Raw genomic sequence first — 16,755 nt, 5'->3', positions numbered from 1 at the left:
CATGCCGGCGCCATGTAATATTTGCACGGCGTCAAATTCCAATCTACTTGCATATCGCGCCGCCGGCCTTAAAAAACCGGCAATTTTCTGCGAAATTTCTGTATCGCGAGCGATTTGACGAAAGTGTGATGACGATGGGCGAAATGCCTTTCTGGAAGGCGAAAAGCCTTGAAGACATGACCGACACCGAGTGGGAAAGCCTCTGTGACGGCTGCGGCCTCTGTTGTCTCAACAAGCTCGAGGATTGGGACACGAGCGAGATCGCCTGGACCTCGATCCGCTGTACGCTTCTCGACGGCGAGAGCTGTCGCTGCAAGGACTATCCCAACCGCCAGGCGACTGTGCCCGACTGTATCCAGCTGACGCCGAAGGCCGTGCGCGAGATAACCTGGCTGCCGCCGACCTGCGGCTACCGGCTGGTGGCCGAAGGGCGCGATCTCTATTGGTGGCATCCGTTGATTTCGGGCGATCCGGAAACGGTTCACGCCGCCGGCATTTCCGTCCGCGGCCGCACCGTTGCGGAAGACGGCATCGATGTCGACGATTACGAGGATTATCTCGTCACCTGGCCGCTGGAGGTCGGACAGGAAAACTTGGACTAACAAGGGGTTAGCCGAAGTGGCGGAATCGTTTTGGCAGTGCGGCGCCGGCAGGGCCGTTCTGCCGCAACGAAACTCTAGTGGCTGCCGCCGTTCTTCTTGACGAGGCTTTTCGGCGCAACATTGCGCCACGCCGTTTCCATCGACTGCCGCACGAGATCTTCGTCGGCCTGGACGAAATAGAGCGAGGTCCAGCCACGCTCGCCCCAGCCTCCGGGCACCGCGGCGCAGACGCCGGGCTCCATTTCCAGAAGCATGCGCTGCTGATCGGGCGTGAACTTGAAAACGGCGCGCCCGGCTTCCGGCAGGCTCATGAAAATACGCTTCCCGACGCGGAAATCTCGCGTTCCGAAATGCGCATTTTCCTCCGTTCCGGGCAGGCTCAGCGCGAGTCTTTCGATCTCTTCCGTCAGCATGAAGAAAGATTAACATGCTTTTGCCGAATGGCAAAAAGGCTGAAAATCACTACAAAAATTGCAAGGGGCGCCCTTGATGCGCGCGCTCGACAAGGGCGCTAGCGGAGCCTGATCGGGCTGCCTGGATGGGCTTTGGCATCGGTGGCGCCTCGCCGGCCGCACTGGGGTGGAAACGTCGCGACCAGCGGTGATTGCCTCACCGCCGGTCTGCTAAGGACTCACCGAAAAGCGCTCTGAACGAGCGCTGTCCGACGACAATCTAGGGAAATCGAAGGGCAGGGCTGGTGACGCGCAGGCGCGCCACTCAGGCGGGCCCTTATTCCGCCGGTGCGACCGGCTTCGGCGTTGCGTCGCTCGCGGCGCGCATCTCACGCCATTCGCTCTCGAAACGGTCGAGCAATGATTGCGGTACTTTGGACTGCTGAGATGCGGGCTGGTTGTTTGCGAGCGTCTGCATGCGATCCTCCCGGGTTCTGTGACGGTTTCGTGATGTATGATGTGGCGGACAATTTCACATCGTAAAGGCTTTGTAAATCAGTGGCTTAAATCATTTAAACGATTGAAAAATCTTTAAATCGATTAATTTTTCGTTTATACACAGCACGCATCGCGCCTGGTCGTCAACAGGTTTAAGTTGCAGCTATTTTTGAAGTATTTTGCGCGCATAGATTGTGGCAAAAGGGTCGGCCGGTTCGCAGTGCTGTGTCTAAGAAGACGACACTGCTGCGGGCGTGATCGGTGCCGTGGTGACGCATTGCCTCGGCAGGGCCGAGGGCCGTGATGGCCGAGCCTTGTTTGAAAGGGCGCCGAACCTGAATCAGTTTCTGAAGTGTTTGAATCACGCTGCGAGCGACAGCCGCCAAGCGATTCAAAAGAATCGGCAAAATGGGTGCGCAGCCATGCCGCCCTCGATCGGGAACGGCGCTGTTTAGGTCAGCAAAAAGATCCTAGCGAAACATGCTTAACGAAAGCTGACGGTTGGGCTGTTCCGTCTGGTGGCCTTGGGTTCCGGGCCGCGTTCCTTGCGCGATCGCGTCGCTCAAACTGTCGCAGGACGCGGCTATGGCTAGGCAACGGATTGGCCGATGCGGGTTTCCTCCAGGGAAGAATCGCCGCAATCTAAGGTCGGATTTCGGGGGAGGTGATGCGTTTCCCGATAGTGCCTGCCGGTCCGAAAGGCCGACATTCATTTGCCATTCAGCCTCGTTCGTTTATTCCTTCTGCCATGATGCTTCCCAAGTCGAAAGTGCGTTCATGTCTTCACCAGTGATCATAGCCGCGCTTGCTGCAGGCCTCGCCGGCTTCAGCCCGCCAGCGATCAGCGTGCCGTCGGATCTTGTCGTTCGTGTGGCCGGCGATTGCAGTGCGGCTGCCGCGCAGGTCGTTGCCGACACCGGCGGCGAGTTGCTGTCGGCGCAGCCGACGTCCGATGGTCAGTGCGTGATCACCGTGCTTGTTCCCGGCAATGGCGGTAGGCCGAAGAAGGTAACCGTCAAGGTGCCGATGTAGGCTATCCCTGCAGCGCCGTGTGCCGTATCAGGCGTACGAAGGTCGCTGTAGCACTTTGAATGGCTGCGTGTTCTTATCCTTGAATTGGCCAGATTTGGCGACACATGCAGCAGGATGGCCGCGAGAGGAAGTAAAGACGGATGCGCATTCTGATTGTCGAGGACGACGCCAACCTGAACCGGCAGCTCGCCGAGGTGCTGAAGGAGGCCGGCTACGTCGTTGACCAGGCCTACGATGGCGAGGAGGGGCACTATCTCGGCGACGCCGAGCCCTATGATGCCGTGATCCTCGACATCGGCCTGCCGGAAATGGACGGCATCACCGTCCTTGAAAAATGGCGCGGCGACGGCAAGACCATGCCGGTTCTGATCCTGACGGCGCGTGACCGCTGGAGCGACAAGGTGGCTGGCATCGATGCCGGCGCCGACGACTATGTCGCCAAGCCGTTCCACGTCGAAGAAGTTCTCGCCCGCATCCGCGCGCTGATCCGGCGCGCTGCCGGCCATGCGAGCTCGGAGATCGTCTGCGGCCCGGTCCGCCTCGATACCAAGGGCTCCAAGGCAACGGTCGATGGCGTGGCATTGAAGCTGACGTCGCACGAGTTCCGGCTGCTCTCCTATCTCATGCACCACATGGGGCAGGTGGTTTCGCGCACGGAACTGGTCGAGCACATGTACGATCAGGATTTCGATCGCGATTCCAATACGATCGAAGTGTTCATCGGCCGGCTGCGCAAGAAGATCGGCAACGATCTGATCGAAACGGTGCGCGGTCTCGGATACCGTATGCAAGCGCCGGGCAATGGCAATTAGATCGCTCACCGCACGCGTTCTGGTGGTCTCCACCGTCTGGGCGGTGGTGGCGCTCGTCGTGATCGGCGTGGTGATCTCCGAGCTCTATCGCCAGGGCTCCGAGCGCGGCTTCAAGGACCTGCTGCGCGCCCAGCTCTTCAACGTCGTCAACTCGATTTCCGTCAACGAGAGGACGGTGCTGTCGGGGAGCCCGCAGCTTGGCGACCTCCGGTTCTCGCAGCCGCAGACCGGCTGGTACTGGATCGTCGATCCGATCGGCGAGTTCGACACGCCGCCTTTGATCTCGACCTCGCTCGGCAACGGCAAGCTGCCGATCGCCAGCGTCGACGAGGTGCCCTTCGATACCGGCTATGTCCGCTTCTACACCACCAAGGATCCCTTCGGGAACGAGGTCGAGGTCTCCGAGACCGAGGTCGTTCTCGACATCCAGGGCCACACGGCGCGCTTTCGCGTGGCGGGCAACCGCGATGTGCTCGAGGCCGACATCAACCGCTTCACCCGCAACCTGACGATCGCGCTCTCCATCTTCGGTCTTGGTGGGCTTGGCGTGAACGCGCTCACCATCCTCTTCGGTCTTAGGCCTCTCGATGAGGTCCGGCGCTCGATGGAGAAGATCCGCGCCGGCGAAAGCGAACGCTTGGATGGCGCATTCCCGCGCGAGATCCAGCCGCTCGCCAACGAGGTCAACGCCCTGATCGACAGCAACCGCCGCATCGTCGAGCGCGCCCGCATGCAGGTCGGCAATCTCGCCCATTCGCTGAAGACGCCGATCGCGGTGCTGCTGAACGAGGCGCGAGTGCTCGAGGCATCGCACGGCGAGCTGGTGCGCACCCAGGTCGATGCGATGCAGACCCAGGTTCAGTCCTATCTGAGCCGCGCCCGGATCGCGGCGCAGCGTGAGTCCGTGCTGGCGCGGACCGAAGCGCAGCCGGCGCTCGAACGCCTCGTGCGCGTCATGCGCAAGCTCAATCCGGAAAAGCAGGTTCATCTGTCTATCAACCCGCCGGGACTGGTTCTTGCCATGGAGCTGCAGGACGTTGAGGAGACCGTCGGCAACCTGCTCGAAAATGCCGCCCGCCACGCCCGAGCCGAGGTGTGGCTGAACGTCAGGCCGGCGCCGAGCGAGGTTCATGCCAAGGAACCAGGACGGCAGTGGATCGTTCTCGATGTCGACGACGATGGGCCGGGGCTCAACCCCGACCAGATCGCCGTGGCGATGAAGCGCGGCAAGCGGCTCGACGAAAGCAAGCCGGGAACCGGGCTCGGTCTTTCGATCGTCAGCGAGATCGTTCGGGAGTACCAGGGCACCATCACCCTGTCGCGGCGGGACGAGGGAGGCTTGCGGGCGGAACTGGTTTTGCCGGCGGCCGTTTAGAGGGTGCGGGAGAAATACGTGGGTCTGGCGTCGCTCGCTTGCGAATCCATCGTGATTTAGGGGTCACACCCGTGCTTGAAAATGTCACACCCGCAGGGCCCGCCGTTGCCTCGGCACGCGGGGAATGCCAAAAGAAAATCAAGGACTAGTCGTCACCGTGCTCGAATGGAACGAGCTTAAGGATGCGACTTCGGATAGGATGATTGAGTGTCGCGGATCATGAGGAACCAGGCAGAAATGACACGGGCTATTGTCGTCGGCGGCAGGATCGTTGTGGTCGCTTCGGCCGTCGCACTGGCCGGATGCGGCACGACGGGCAGCAAGGGTGCGGCCGCCAGCCTCGGCTCGACGGCGACGCGCGGTGCCACCTCGACCAATTACATCGCGGCACTCCAGGGCGGGGTGATCGCGCGTCTTACCGATCTCGACATCGGAGCATCGGACCGCCAGCGGGCCCTGGAGGCGGAGTACCGCGCACTTGAAGCGGCCCCCGGTGGCCAGCCGGTGACCTGGGACGGGCGCGGCGTCAACGGTTCGGTCGTTGCAGCCGCTCCCTATCAGGTCGGGTCGCAGAACTGCCGCCAGTATAGCCACACGGTTACCGTCAAGGGTCAGCCGAAGACGGCGCGGGGCGCTGCCTGCCGCAACCCGGACGGCAGCTGGACGCCGCTGACCTGAGGCCTGGCGGGCCGGGTCTTCCGGATGCGCCCGGGCGGCTCGATCCGCCGTTGCGGCGAAACGCCTCAAATCTCCGTCATAAGGGGTTTTCGTGTTGGAATGGCATGGGGGCCATAGTATTGAGCTTCCATGTTGTTCTGGATCCTCGTCGCCACCCTGACGGCGGCTGTCGCTGCCGTGCTCATCCTGCCGCTGCTGCGGGCAGGGGAAGCCCCGTCGTCTCCCCACAGCCATGACATCGAGGTCTATCGCGACCAGCTCGAGGAGTTGAAGCGCGACCAGGACAGCGGTCTGATCGGCGGTGATGACGCCGAGCTTGCGCGCGCCGAAGTGGCGCGCCGGCTGCTGGCCGCTGGCGAGAGCGACAGCGAAGTGGCGCCGGCCGCTGCGCCGCGTCGCAGTGTCAGCCGTCTGGCCCAGGCCTTCGTGCTGCTCTGTCTTCCGGCCGTCGGCCTCTGTCTTTACTTGCTGACCGGCAGCCCGGGCCTTCCGGCGCAGCCGCTCGCCGCACGCCTGGCCGATCCCAATGGCGACATCAACATCCTGATTGCCAAGGCCGAGAACCACCTGGCGATAAAGCCGAACGACGGCGCCGGCTGGGACCTGCTTGCGCCGATCTACATGCGCAACGGCCGTGTCGAAGATGCGGTCGATGCCTATGACCGGGCAATCCGCCTGCTTGGCCCGACGCCGGCACGTCTTGGCGGCTACGCCGAGGCAATGGTCGTGCAGTCCGACGGCGTCGTGACGAGCAAGGCGCAGGACGCGCTGAAGCAGGCGCTCGCGCTCGACCCCAATGACCCGCGCTCGGAATTCTATCTTGCCCTCGGCCTCAAGCAGGAAGGCAAGAACGCGGAAGCACTGACCGCCTTCAACCGGCTGGTCGCGACGTCGCCGGCCGACGCACCCTGGCTGCCGCTCGTCAAACAGCACGTGGCTGAATTGGGGGGCGCCACCAGCGCTGCAGCGCCGGGCAATCCGAGTGCCGATGATGTGGCTGCGGCCCAGAGCATGAGCGCCGGCGATCGCCAGGAAATGATCCGGGGTATGGTCGGCAGCCTCGAAAGCCGGCTGAAGGAAAATCCGGATAATCTCGAAGGCTGGGCGCGGCTGATCCGCTCCCATGTTGTCCTTGATCAACGAGACAAGGCGCTTGCCGCGCTAAGGGAGGGCCTGAAAACCTTCCCGGCCGATGGCGACGGCGGCAAGCAGCTGCTGGCGCTGGCGCGCGAGCTCGGGATTGCCACCGACGGAGTAACGCAATGACGCGCAAACAAAAAAGACTGGCGATCATCGGCGGCGGTGTCGGCTTCCTGGTGTTTGCAGCCTTCCTCGTGATGTTCGCCTTCAGCCAGGCGATCGCCTATTTCTATGTGCCGAGCGACCTCGAAAAGGCCAACGTACCGCCGGGAACCCGCATCCGCCTCGGCGGCGTCGTCGAAGCCGGCTCCGTCAAGCGCGGCGACGGCAAGACGGTGACCTTCACCGTCACCGATACGCTGAGTGGCGTGCCGGTCACCTATACCGGTATCCTGCCCGACCTGTTCCGCGAGGGGCAGGGCGTGGTGACGGAGGGAACCTTCGTCGCGGGAAGCTCGGTCTTCGTGGCCGACTCGGTTCTCGCCAAGCATGACGAGACCTATATGCCCAAGGATGTCGCCGACCGTTTGAAGGCCCAGGGTGTCGAGCTCAGCGGGAAGGAAACCATCAAGTGATCATCGAGCTCGGACACTACGCTCTGGTTCTGGCGCTGGCGACTGCGGTCATTCAGGCGGCCCTACCGATCCTCGGCGCACGGCTGAACGATCGCGGCCTGATGGAGCTGGCCTCCAGTGCCGCCGTCGCCTGCTTTCTGCTCGTCGCTTTCGCCTTTGCCGTCCTCACTTTCGCCTACGTGACCTCGGACTTCTCGGTCCGCAACGTCTGGGAAAACTCCCATTCGCTGAAGCCGCTGATCTACAAGATCTCGGGCGTCTGGGGGAACCATGAAGGCTCGATGCTGCTTTGGCTGTTGATCCTGACGTTCTTCTCGGCGCTGGTTGCCGCCTTCGGGCGCAACCTGCCTGAGACGCTGAAGGCAAACGTGCTTGCCGTCCAGGCCTGGATCGCGATGGCCTTCGCGCTCTTCATCTTGCTGACGTCCAATCCGTTCGCGCGGTTGATGCCGGCGCCGGGCGAGGGCAAGGACCTGAACCCGATCCTGCAGGATGTCGGTCTCGCCATCCATCCGCCGCTGCTCTATCTCGGTTACGTCGGTTTCTCCGTCTGCTTCTCCTTTGCCATCGCGGCCTTGATTGAGGGCCGGATCGACGCGGCCTGGGCGCGTTGGGTCCGGCCCTGGACGCTTGCCGCCTGGACCTTCCTCACCGCCGGCATTTCGATGGGCTCCTACTGGGCCTATTACGAGCTCGGATGGGGCGGCTGGTGGTTCTGGGATCCGGTCGAAAACGCCTCCTTCATGCCCTGGCTTGCGGGAACCGCGCTTTTGCACTCCGCGCTGGTCATGGAAAAGCGCGAGGCGCTGAAGATCTGGACCGTGCTGCTTGCGATCATGACCTTCTCGCTGTCGCTGCTCGGCACCTTCCTCGTGCGTTCGGGTGTCCTGACCTCGGTTCACGCCTTTGCGACCGACCCGACCCGCGGCATCTTCATCCTCGCCATTCTCGTCTTCTTCATCGGCGGCGCGTTCACGCTCTTCGCCTTGCGCGCTTCGCACTTGAAGGCCGGGGGTATCTTCGCGCCGATCTCGCGCGAGGGCGCGCTGGTCTTCAACAACCTCATCCTGACGACGGCGACGGCGACGGTCCTGACCGGCACGCTCTATCCGTTGGTGCTCGAAGCACTGACCGGAGACAAGATCTCGGTCGGCCCGCCCTTCTTCAACATGACCTTCGGCCTCTTAATGCTGCCGCTGCTCTTTGCCGTGCCCTTCGGCCCGCTGCTTGCCTGGAAGCGCGGCGACTTTGCCGGCGTTTCGCAGAGGCTCTTCGCAGCGGTCGCCATCGGCCTGCTCTTCGGTGTCGCCTATTATTACTTCATGAACGGCGGGCCGGTTCTTGCACTCTTCGGCATTGCCCTTGGCGTCTACGTGATCGTCGGGTCGTTGACGGACCTGGCGCTGCGCTCCGGCCTCGGCAAGGTCGCAGGCAACGTCGCCTGGCGGCGCTTCTCTGGCCTGCCGCGTTCGGCTTTCGGCACGGCGCTTGCGCATATCGGCCTTGGCGTCACCCTGATCGGCATCGTCGCCGTCACGGCCTTCGAGACCGAAACCGTCGTGGAGATGAAGCCGGGCATGACGGTCGATGCCGGCGGCTACACCCTGCGCTTCGATGGTATGCGCAATGGCAGCGGCCCGAACTATTCCGAGGAGTCCGGCCACTTCACCATCAGGCGCGGCGGTGTTGCTATTGACGAGGTCTGGTCATCGAAGCGCCTCTACCAGGCGCGCCGCATGCCGACGACGGAAGCCGGCATCCGCACCTTCGGCTTGAGCCAGCTCTATGTCTCGCTCGGCGACCAGATCAGCGAAGGCGGTATCGTCGTGCGCATCTGGTGGAAGCCGATGATCCTGTGCATCTGGGGTGGCACCCTGTTCATGATGGCGGGCGGCTTCGTCTCCCTGAGTGATCGCCGCCTGCGCGTCGGCGCACCTACCAAGGCCAAGCGACCGAAGACGGTGCCGGTGGGGGCTGCGGAATGAACCGCCTGCTCCTGGCACTCCTGCTTCTGCTCGCGCCTGTCGGCTCGGCCTTTGCCGTCAACCCGGATGAGGTGCTTGCCGATCCCGCGCTCGAAGCGCGGGCGCGGGCGATCTCGGCGGAACTGCGCTGCATGGTCTGCCAGAACCAGTCGATCGACGATTCCAACGCCGAGCTTGCCAAGGACCTGCGGGTGCTCGTGCGTGAGCGGCTGGCCAACGGCGACAGCGACACGGCCGTCATCGATTACGTCGTGTCCCGCTATGGCGAATTCGTATTGCTGAAGCCGCGCTTCGAGACGAAGACGCTGATCCTTTGGGGCATGCCGGCGACCCTGCTCCTCGTCGGGGCGATTACGCTTGTTATCGCCTCTCGCCGTCGCGGCGCCCAGGTAAAAGGGACGCCGCTTTCCGAGGACGAGAAGGAAAAGCTGAAGAAGCTGCTTCAGCCTTAAAGCGGCGCTCGCCAAACGCGCATCCGTTGCACCGGCCCCGCACTAATCTTTTGATATCGCTGGAGATCCCCTCCAGTGGCGGGCAATGCCGTTCGCGCCAACGCGCAATTCCCGGTAGGCACTTGGCCAAGCCCGAGCCAGCTCTTCACAACATTACCAAAAATTCATTTTCCGGACAGAACTCAGTAAGGTCCCATCCGTTACATCTTTGGTCATCGGCTGTTCCTCCAGTCAGCCAAAACGAATTCCGCCTTCCCTGAGGCGGTTTCGCAACCAGGTTTCGGTGCCGTCTTCGACGGCATCAAGGAAGAGAAAAGGCAAAACGGATGTTTACGACCAAATCCCTGCGTCCCTCCCTCAAGACCGTTCTGAAGACCTCGACCGTCGCCGGCCTTGCCGCCGTCATGCTGACCTCGGGTCTGCCGGCCAGCATCTCGCAATCCTTTGCCGATCCGGTGAAGGTAGAAGCGCCGTCGGTGCCGAGCTTCGCCAACGTCGTCGAGGCCGTTTCGCCGGCGGTCGTTTCGGTCCGCGTCCAGTCGCGCGCCAATCCGGTGTCGGAAGACGGAAGCGGTTTCGACTTCAATTTCAACGGTCGCGGTTTCGATGATCTGCCGGAAGACCATCCGCTGAAGCGTTTCTTCAAGGAATTCGGCCCGCGCGGCGACGACCGTGCCGACCGCGGCCCCGGCCGTCGTGGCCCGAATGGCGAAGGCCGCCTGCGTCCGACCGCTCAGGGCTCCGGCTTCTTCATCTCCGATGACGGTTACCTCGTCACCAACAACCACGTCGTTTCCGACGGCTCGGCCTTCACCGTCATCCTCAACGACGGCACCGAACTCGACGCCAAGCTGGTCGGCAAGGACAGCCGCACGGATCTCGCCGTGCTCAAGGTCGACGACAAGCGCAAGTTCACCTATGTCAGCTGGGCCGACGACAGCAAGGTCCGTGTCGGCGACTGGGTGGTTGCCGTCGGCAATCCCTTCGGTCTCGGCGGTACGGTAACCTCGGGCATCGTCTCGGCGCGTGGCCGCGACATCGGCTCCGGCCCCTATGACGATTACCTGCAGGTCGACGCGGCAGTGAACCGCGGCAACTCGGGTGGCCCAACCTTCAACCTCTCCGGCGAAGTCGTCGGCATCAACACTGCGATCTTCTCGCCGTCGGGCGGTGGAAACGTCGGTATCGCCTTTGCCATCCCGTCGACCGTTGCCAAGGATGTGGTTGCCGACCTGATCAAGGACGGTTCGGTTTCCCGCGGCTGGCTCGGCGTGCAGATCCAGCCCGTCACCAAGGATATCGCCGAATCCCTCGGCCTTTCGGAAGCAAGCGGCGCGCTCGTCGTCGAGCCACAGGCCGGTTCGCCGGGCGAAAAAGCCGGCATCAAGAAGGGCGATGTCGTAACCGCGCTGAACGGCGACACGGTCAAGGATCCGCGTGACCTTGCCCGCAAGGTTGCGGCGATCCGCCCGGGCACCACGGTCGACCTGGCCCTGTGGCGCGACGGCAAGGCGGAAACCGTCAAGCTCGAAATCGGCACGCTGCCGAAGGACGACAAGGAAGCTGCCAAGAGCCAGGACGACCAGTCCGATGAAGCCCAGCCGTCGAGCGAGCAGGCACTGGCCGACCTTGGCGTCTCGGTCGTGCCGTCCGATGATGGCAAGGGCGTCACCATCGCTTCGGTCGACGAAGACTCCGATGCCAGCGATCGCGGACTGAAGCAGGGCGAAAAGATCGTCTCGGTGAACAATCAGGAAGTGAAGTCCGCCGACGACATCCTGAAGGTCATCAACACTGCCAAGAAGGACGGTCGTAGCAAGGCGCTCTTCCAGATTGAGGCCCAAAACGGCAGCCGCTTCGTGGCCCTTCCGATCGACAAGGGCTGATCGCGGCAGTCAGATGATTGACCGGAGCGCCGCGATTTCCAAGTGATGTCGCGGCGCTCGCCGTTTGGAGCGGGATGTGAAAAGGTGTGTGCGGTTTTCCGCCCGCGTCCCGCTCTCGCTCACGAGAGCACTCGCCAACCCGGTTGTCGAAAGTCGAAACCGGTTGAGACAGACAGGGGTCCGGGACTATGGTCGCGCGTATGAAGATTCTCATCATTGAAGACGATCTCGAGGCGGCAGCCTACCTGGCGAAAGCCTTCCGCGAGGCGGGCATCGTGTCCGATCACGCCAGCGATGGCGAGAGCGGCCTGTTCATGGCCAGCGAGAACAATTACGACGTTCTCGTGGTGGACCGCATGCTGCCGCGTCGAGACGGTCTCTCTGTCATCACCGAGCTTCGCCGCAAGGACATCCACACGCCGGTGCTGATCCTGTCGGCACTCGGCCAGGTGGACGACCGGGTAACGGGTCTGCGCGCAGGTGGCGACGATTATCTGCCGAAGCCCTACGCCTTCAATGAACTGCTCGCCCGCGTCGAGGTGCTCGGTCGCCGCAAGGGCACGCCCGATCAGGACATGGTTTACCGCGTCGGCGATCTGGAACTCGACCGCCTGTCGCATTCCGTGCGCCGGCAGGGAAAGGAAATTCCTCTGCAGCCGCGCGAATTTCGTCTGCTCGAATATCTCATGAAGAACGCCGGCCAGGTCGTCACCCGCACGATGCTGCTGGAAAACGTCTGGGACTACCACTTCGACCCGCAGACCAATGTCATCGACGTGCATGTCTCGCGGCTGCGCTCGAAGATCGAGAAGGACTTCGATGTGCCGCTGCTGCGCACGGTGCGCGGCGCCGGCTACATGATCAAGGATGACCGGGCGCCCGCATGAGCAAGCTTCGCGTTCTCTTCAGAACGACCGCGGTCCGGCTTTCCGCCCTCTACCTCATCCTCTTTTCGCTCTGTGCTGCCTTTCTCGTCATCTACGTCACCGGCATGTCTGAGCGGCTGCTGCAGCAGCAGACCCGTGATGCGGTCACCGCCGAGGTGGCGCAGATCGAGCAGGTCTATAGCCGCGCAGGCATGAACGGCCTGTTGCGCTCGCTTGAGCGGCGGGCACGTCAGCCGGGCGCCAATCTCTACGTGATCGCGGGACCGAGCGGCGAAATCCTCGCCGGCAACGTCGCGAGCCTGGAGCCGGGCCTGCTCGACAGCGAAGGCTGGACCGAGCGTCCTTTCGCCTATCAGCGCTATACGGACGAGAGCAAGAAGGACACCCATGTGGCGCTTGCCCATGTGCTGGTGCTCGACAATGGCCTGCGCATTCTCGTCGGCCGCGACCTGCAGGAGCCACAGAAGTTTCGCGCGCTCGTGCGCCAGGCGCTGATGGTGGCGCTCGGCGTCATGGGGCTCGGCGCGCTCGTTATCTGGTTCGGCATTGGTCGCAACGCCCTGAAGCGCATCGACCGCATGTCGGAGGCGAGCACCAAGATCATGGCCGGCGATCTGTCGCAGCGTCTGCCGATGAGCGGTTCGGGCGACGAGTTCGACCGGCTGTCGGAATCGCTGAACGCCATGCTCAGCCGCATCGAGAAACTGAACGAAGGGCTGCGACAGGTCTCCGACAACATTGCCCACGATCTGAAGACGCCGCTGACGCGGCTGCGCAACAAGGCGGAAGCAGCTCTTGCCCGCAAGGGCACGAGCCAGCGCGGCGCGCTGGAGGAGATCATCGGCGAATCCGATCAACTGATCCGCACCTTCAACGCCCTTCTGATGATCTCGCGCGTCGAGGCCGGCTCGTCTGCCGCCGAGATGAGCGACATCGACCTTTCGCAGATCGTCGCCGATTGCGTCGAGCTCTACGAACCGGTGGCCGAAGATGGCGGCCTGAAACTCGAAGCCGACGTCGCCCCGGAACTGGTTATTTCTGGCAACCGCGAACTGATCGGCCAGGCCCTCGGGAACCTCATCGACAACGCCATCAAGTATGCCGATGGCGCCGAGAACCCCCTGATCAAGGTCTCGCTGGAAAAGCGCGAGGGGAGTGTGTTGCTGTCGGTTGCCGATCACGGTTCGGGCATACCTGCGGCGATGCGCGACGAGGTGATCAAGCGCTTCGTACGCCTGGACGAGAGCCGGTCCAAGCCAGGCACCGGCCTTGGCCTGTCGCTGGTCGAGGCAGTCATGGAAATGCACCATGGCGCGTTGCATCTCGCCGACACGGTTCCGTCCGCCGAAGGCGGCAAGGGTCTGACGGTTCAGATGGTTTTCCCGGTGGCGGCAACCTGATAGACCGGTTCTGGGAGAACGAGGCGGAGTGAGGCAGCGCGCGGTCGTTGCGCGCGTCGGCTCCGGCGAGAGGGAGACGGCATGCAGGAACAGGTGCAGAAGTGCTGGGCGGTCGAGACGACACCGATCCGTGCGGCGACACAAGCCGATGCCAAAACAGCGCTTTCGGTCTTGAAGGATATGGCCAAGGGCCACGAAAAGGTCGCAAGCCTGCTTGCGTCCGACACGCCGTTCAAGACTTTCATCGTCTCGGCCTTTGCCCTTTCCCCATTCCTGCGCGATGCCGGCGACAGCCGACCGGCTATTCTCGAAGAACTTCTGTCGACCGAACTCACGGCTTTCCTGAGCGAGCGCGTACGCCGCGCCCGCGATGCCTGGAAGCCGAACGAGGGTGGCGCGGCATTGCCGGATACCGAGATCATGGCGCGGCTGAGGCGCGCCAAGCGTGAGCTCGCCTTCGCGGTTGCTCTCGCCGATCTCTCCCGCCATTTCGACGGGCGCGAAACCACCCGCTGGCTCAGCGAATTCGCCGGTGCGGCCGTCTCCGCGACGATCGACCACCTGCTCTCGAGCGCGCACGAGAGCGGCAAGCTGAAGGTCAAGGATGTCGCAAAGCCGAGCGCCGGTTCCGGTGTCGTCGTGCTCGGCATGGGCAAGCTCGGCGCCTTCGAGCTCAACTATTCCTCCGATATCGACCTCGTCGTCTTCTACGATCCGCAGTCCGGCATCATCGTCGACCGCGACGATGCCTCGGAAACTTTCGGTCGGTTGCTGCGCCGCTTGATCCGCATCCTGCAGGAGCGTAGCGGCGACGGGTACGTCTTCCGCACCGACCTGCGCCTGCGCCCGGACCCAGGTTCGACGCCGCTGGCAATCCCGGTCGAAGCGGCGATGCTCTATTACGAAAGCAGGGGGCAGAACTGGGAGCGCGCCGCCTTCATCAAGGCGCGGCCGGTCGCCGGCGACATCGAGGCCGGCGAGCACTTCCTCAAGGACCTGGTTCCCTTCGTCTTCCGCAAATATCTCGACTATGCGGCGATCGCCGACATTCATTCGATCAAGCGGCAGATCCATGCCCACAAGGGACACGGCGAGATCGCGGTCAAAGGCCACAACATCAAGCTCGGCCGCGGCGGTATCCGCGAGATCGAGTTTTTCGTCCAGACCCAGCAACTGATTGCCGGTGGCCGCATGCCGGACCTGCGCCAGCGCGCAACCGAGCCGATGCTGCGGGCGCTCGTCAAGGCCGGCTGGATCGACGAGGAGACGGCCGACGAACTCGTCGAGGCCTATTGGTTCCTGCGCGATGTCGAGCACCGGATCCAGATGGTGCGCGACGAGCAGACCCATGTCCTGCCCGAGACCGAAGCGGAGCTGAAGCGCATCGCCTATATGCTCGGCTTCGAGGATACGGCCGCCTTTTCCAAGGCCCTGTCGCGCGTGCTCAAGACCGTCGAGCGCCGCTATGCCCAGCTCTTCGAACAGGAAGCCAAGCTCTCGACCGAGACCGGAAACCTCGTATTCACCGGCCAGCGCGACGACCCGGACACGCTGGAGACGCTGAAGAAGCTCGGCTTCCAGCGGCCGTCGGATATCTCCCACACGATCCGCACCTGGCACTATGGCCGCTACCGCGCGACGCAGTCGGTGGAGGCGCGCGAGCGGCTGACCGAGTTGACGCCGGAGCTGCTGCGGGTCTTCGGCGAAAGCCGCCGCGCCGACGACGCGCTGCTGCGGTTCGACAACTTCATCTCCGGCCTGCCGGCGGGTATTCAGCTCTTCTCGCTGCTCGGCAACAATCCCGGCCTCCTGTCGCTGATCGTCAATGTCATGTCGTCGGCGCCAAGGCTTGCGGAAATCATCGCCGCGCGCCCCCATGTCTTCGATGGCATGCTCGATCCCGGCCTGCTCGCCGAACTGCCGACGCGGGAGTATCTGGCGCCACGCATCGCCAATTTCGTCGGCGGCGCAAGGCACTATGAGGAGGTGCTCGATCGCCTCAGGATCATCGCCGCCGAGCAGCGCTTCCTGATCGGCATCCGGCTTTTGACCGGCGCAATCTCCGGCGCGCAAGCCGGCCGTGCCTTTACCGATCTTGCCGACCTCATCATCGCTGCGGCGGTGAAGGCGGTCGAGGATGAAGTCCGCTCCGTTCATGGCGATTTCCCCGGTGGCCGTATCGCCGTCGTCGGCATGGGCAAGCTCGGCAGCCACGAGCTGACCGCGGGCTCGGACGTCGACCTGATCCTGCTTTACGACTACGACGAGACGGCAACCGAGTCCGACGGCGCCAAGCCGCTTGATCCGACGCGTTATTTCACGCGGGTGACGCAGCGCCTGATCGCCGCACTTTCCGCGCCGACGGCGGAAGGCATTCTCTACGAGGTCGACATGCGGCTTCGTCCCTCGGGCAACAAGGGCCCGGTCGCAACCCGGATCAACGCCTTTGCCAAGTACCAGCGCGAAGAAGCCTGGACCTGGGAGCATCTGGCTTTGACCCGGGCGCGCTGCATCTGCGGCGACGACCGGCTGATGGCCGAGGCCAACGGGATCTTCGCCGAGATCCTCGGGCGCAAGCGCGATGTTACCAAGGTTAGCGCCGACGTGATCTCCATGCGCGAGATGATCGATAGCGAGAAACCGCCGAGCGATATCTGGGACTTCAAGCTGATCCCGGGCGGTCTCGTCGATATCGAGTTCATTACCCAGTATCTGGCGCTCGTGGCCCCGGCCAAGGGCGTTCAGCCGCTGACATCGGGCACCAATACCGCCGACGCGCTGAAGCTGCTTGGTGACGCGTTGATGAACCCGAACGATCTCGATGTGGCGCTGGAGGCGCTGCATCTTTTCACCGAACTGTCCCAGATTGTGCGGCTTTGCATCGAGGGCGAGTTCGAGCCGAAGGAAGCGCCGGCGGGCCTGATCGATCTCGTCTGCCGGGCAGGGGACTATCCGGACCTTAAAACCTTGGAGGGAGACGTCCGCAGGCTTTCCAAGTCCGTGCGGCGCGTCTTCCAATCCGTCGTTTCGGGGTGAATGGG

15 protein-coding genes are annotated in these 16,755 nt (G+C 63.2%); 13 read left to right on the top strand and 2 right to left on the bottom strand.

Annotation, left to right across the window (positions count from 1 at the left end):
• The first annotated feature begins 134 nt into the window (after window positions 1-134).
• Window positions 135-602, top strand: a complete 468-nt coding sequence (locus tag IB267_RS09965; RefSeq protein ID WP_192448284.1) for a YcgN family cysteine cluster protein — start codon at window positions 135-137, stop codon at window positions 600-602.
• Between the two features lie 74 nt (window positions 603-676).
• Here the strand turns inward: IB267_RS09965 and IB267_RS09960 are convergent, their stop codons facing one another.
• Both IB267_RS09960 and IB267_RS09955 read right to left on the bottom strand, forming a co-directional pair.
• A complete protein-coding gene (locus IB267_RS09960) occupies window positions 677-1,015 on the bottom strand; it encodes an MmcQ/YjbR family DNA-binding protein (protein ID WP_192447459.1) in 339 nt (112 codons plus the stop codon).
• A gap of 316 nt (window positions 1,016-1,331) precedes the next feature.
• Window positions 1,332-1,472 carry a hypothetical protein gene (locus tag IB267_RS09955; RefSeq protein ID WP_192447458.1) on the bottom strand — a complete coding sequence of 47 codons (141 nt, stop codon included), beginning with the start codon at window positions 1,470-1,472 and terminating at the stop codon, window positions 1,332-1,334.
• Between the two features lie 797 nt (window positions 1,473-2,269).
• On the opposite strand from IB267_RS09955, the gene IB267_RS09950 reads away from it, so the two are divergent.
• The 12 genes from IB267_RS09950 (at window position 2,270) to IB267_RS09895 (ending at window position 16,750) form a co-directional block, all read left to right on the top strand.
• Window positions 2,270-2,524 carry a hypothetical protein gene (locus IB267_RS09950; protein ID WP_192447457.1) on the top strand — a complete coding sequence of 85 codons (255 nt, stop codon included), beginning with the start codon at window positions 2,270-2,272 and terminating at the stop codon, window positions 2,522-2,524.
• Window positions 2,525-2,664: 140 nt separating this feature from the next.
• On the top strand, window positions 2,665-3,336 hold the full coding sequence (feuP, locus tag IB267_RS09945; RefSeq protein ID WP_034789361.1) for a two-component system response regulator FeuP: 672 nt from the start codon (window positions 2,665-2,667) through the stop codon (window positions 3,334-3,336).
• On the top strand, window positions 3,326-4,711 hold the full coding sequence (locus tag IB267_RS09940) for a HAMP domain-containing sensor histidine kinase (RefSeq protein ID WP_192447456.1): 1,386 nt from the start codon (window positions 3,326-3,328) through the stop codon (window positions 4,709-4,711). Before feuP ends, IB267_RS09940 begins: the two co-directional genes overlap by 11 nt.
• 237 nt (window positions 4,712-4,948) lie before the next feature.
• Complete coding sequence (locus IB267_RS09935) at window positions 4,949-5,389, top strand: hypothetical protein (protein ID WP_192447455.1); 441 nt, start codon at window positions 4,949-4,951, stop codon at window positions 5,387-5,389.
• 129 nt (window positions 5,390-5,518) lie between these two features.
• Window positions 5,519-6,655, top strand: a complete 1,137-nt coding sequence (ccmI, locus tag IB267_RS09930; RefSeq protein ID WP_192447454.1) for a c-type cytochrome biogenesis protein CcmI — start codon at window positions 5,519-5,521, stop codon at window positions 6,653-6,655.
• On the top strand, window positions 6,652-7,104 hold the full coding sequence (gene ccmE, locus IB267_RS09925) for a cytochrome c maturation protein CcmE (protein ID WP_192447453.1): 453 nt from the start codon (window positions 6,652-6,654) through the stop codon (window positions 7,102-7,104). The genes ccmI and ccmE overlap by 4 nt, the downstream gene beginning before the upstream one ends.
• Window positions 7,101-9,089 (top strand): heme lyase CcmF/NrfE family subunit, encoded by a 1,989-nt coding sequence (locus tag IB267_RS09920; RefSeq protein ID WP_192447452.1) that lies wholly within the window; start codon window positions 7,101-7,103, stop codon window positions 9,087-9,089. Before ccmE ends, IB267_RS09920 begins: the two co-directional genes overlap by 4 nt.
• Complete coding sequence (locus IB267_RS09915; RefSeq protein WP_192447451.1) at window positions 9,086-9,541, top strand: cytochrome c-type biogenesis protein; 456 nt, start codon at window positions 9,086-9,088, stop codon at window positions 9,539-9,541. Before IB267_RS09920 ends, IB267_RS09915 begins: the two co-directional genes overlap by 4 nt.
• 326 nt (window positions 9,542-9,867) lie before the next feature.
• Window positions 9,868-11,427 carry a Do family serine endopeptidase gene (locus IB267_RS09910; protein WP_192447450.1) on the top strand — a complete coding sequence of 520 codons (1,560 nt, stop codon included), beginning with the start codon at window positions 9,868-9,870 and terminating at the stop codon, window positions 11,425-11,427.
• Window positions 11,428-11,615: 188 nt separating this feature from the next.
• Window positions 11,616-12,314 carry a response regulator transcription factor gene (locus IB267_RS09905; RefSeq protein ID WP_043625726.1) on the top strand — a complete coding sequence of 233 codons (699 nt, stop codon included), beginning with the start codon at window positions 11,616-11,618 and terminating at the stop codon, window positions 12,312-12,314.
• The gene (locus tag IB267_RS09900) at window positions 12,311-13,714 is read left to right on the top strand and encodes a HAMP domain-containing sensor histidine kinase (RefSeq protein ID WP_192447448.1); all 1,404 of its coding nucleotides are present in this window, start codon (window positions 12,311-12,313) and stop codon (window positions 13,712-13,714) included. Before IB267_RS09905 ends, IB267_RS09900 begins: the two co-directional genes overlap by 4 nt.
• Window positions 13,715-13,795: 81 nt before the next feature.
• The gene (locus tag IB267_RS09895; RefSeq protein WP_192447447.1) at window positions 13,796-16,750 is read left to right on the top strand and encodes a bifunctional [glutamine synthetase] adenylyltransferase/[glutamine synthetase]-adenylyl-L-tyrosine phosphorylase; all 2,955 of its coding nucleotides are present in this window, start codon (window positions 13,796-13,798) and stop codon (window positions 16,748-16,750) included.
• The last annotated feature ends 5 nt before the right edge of the window (window positions 16,751-16,755 follow it).

Origin of the sequence: Ensifer sp. ENS09, assembly GCF_014852425.1 — a bacterium.
Taxonomy (GTDB): Bacteria; Pseudomonadota; Alphaproteobacteria; order Rhizobiales; family Rhizobiaceae; genus Ensifer.
This window is presented reverse-complemented; position numbering and strand designations above follow the sequence as displayed.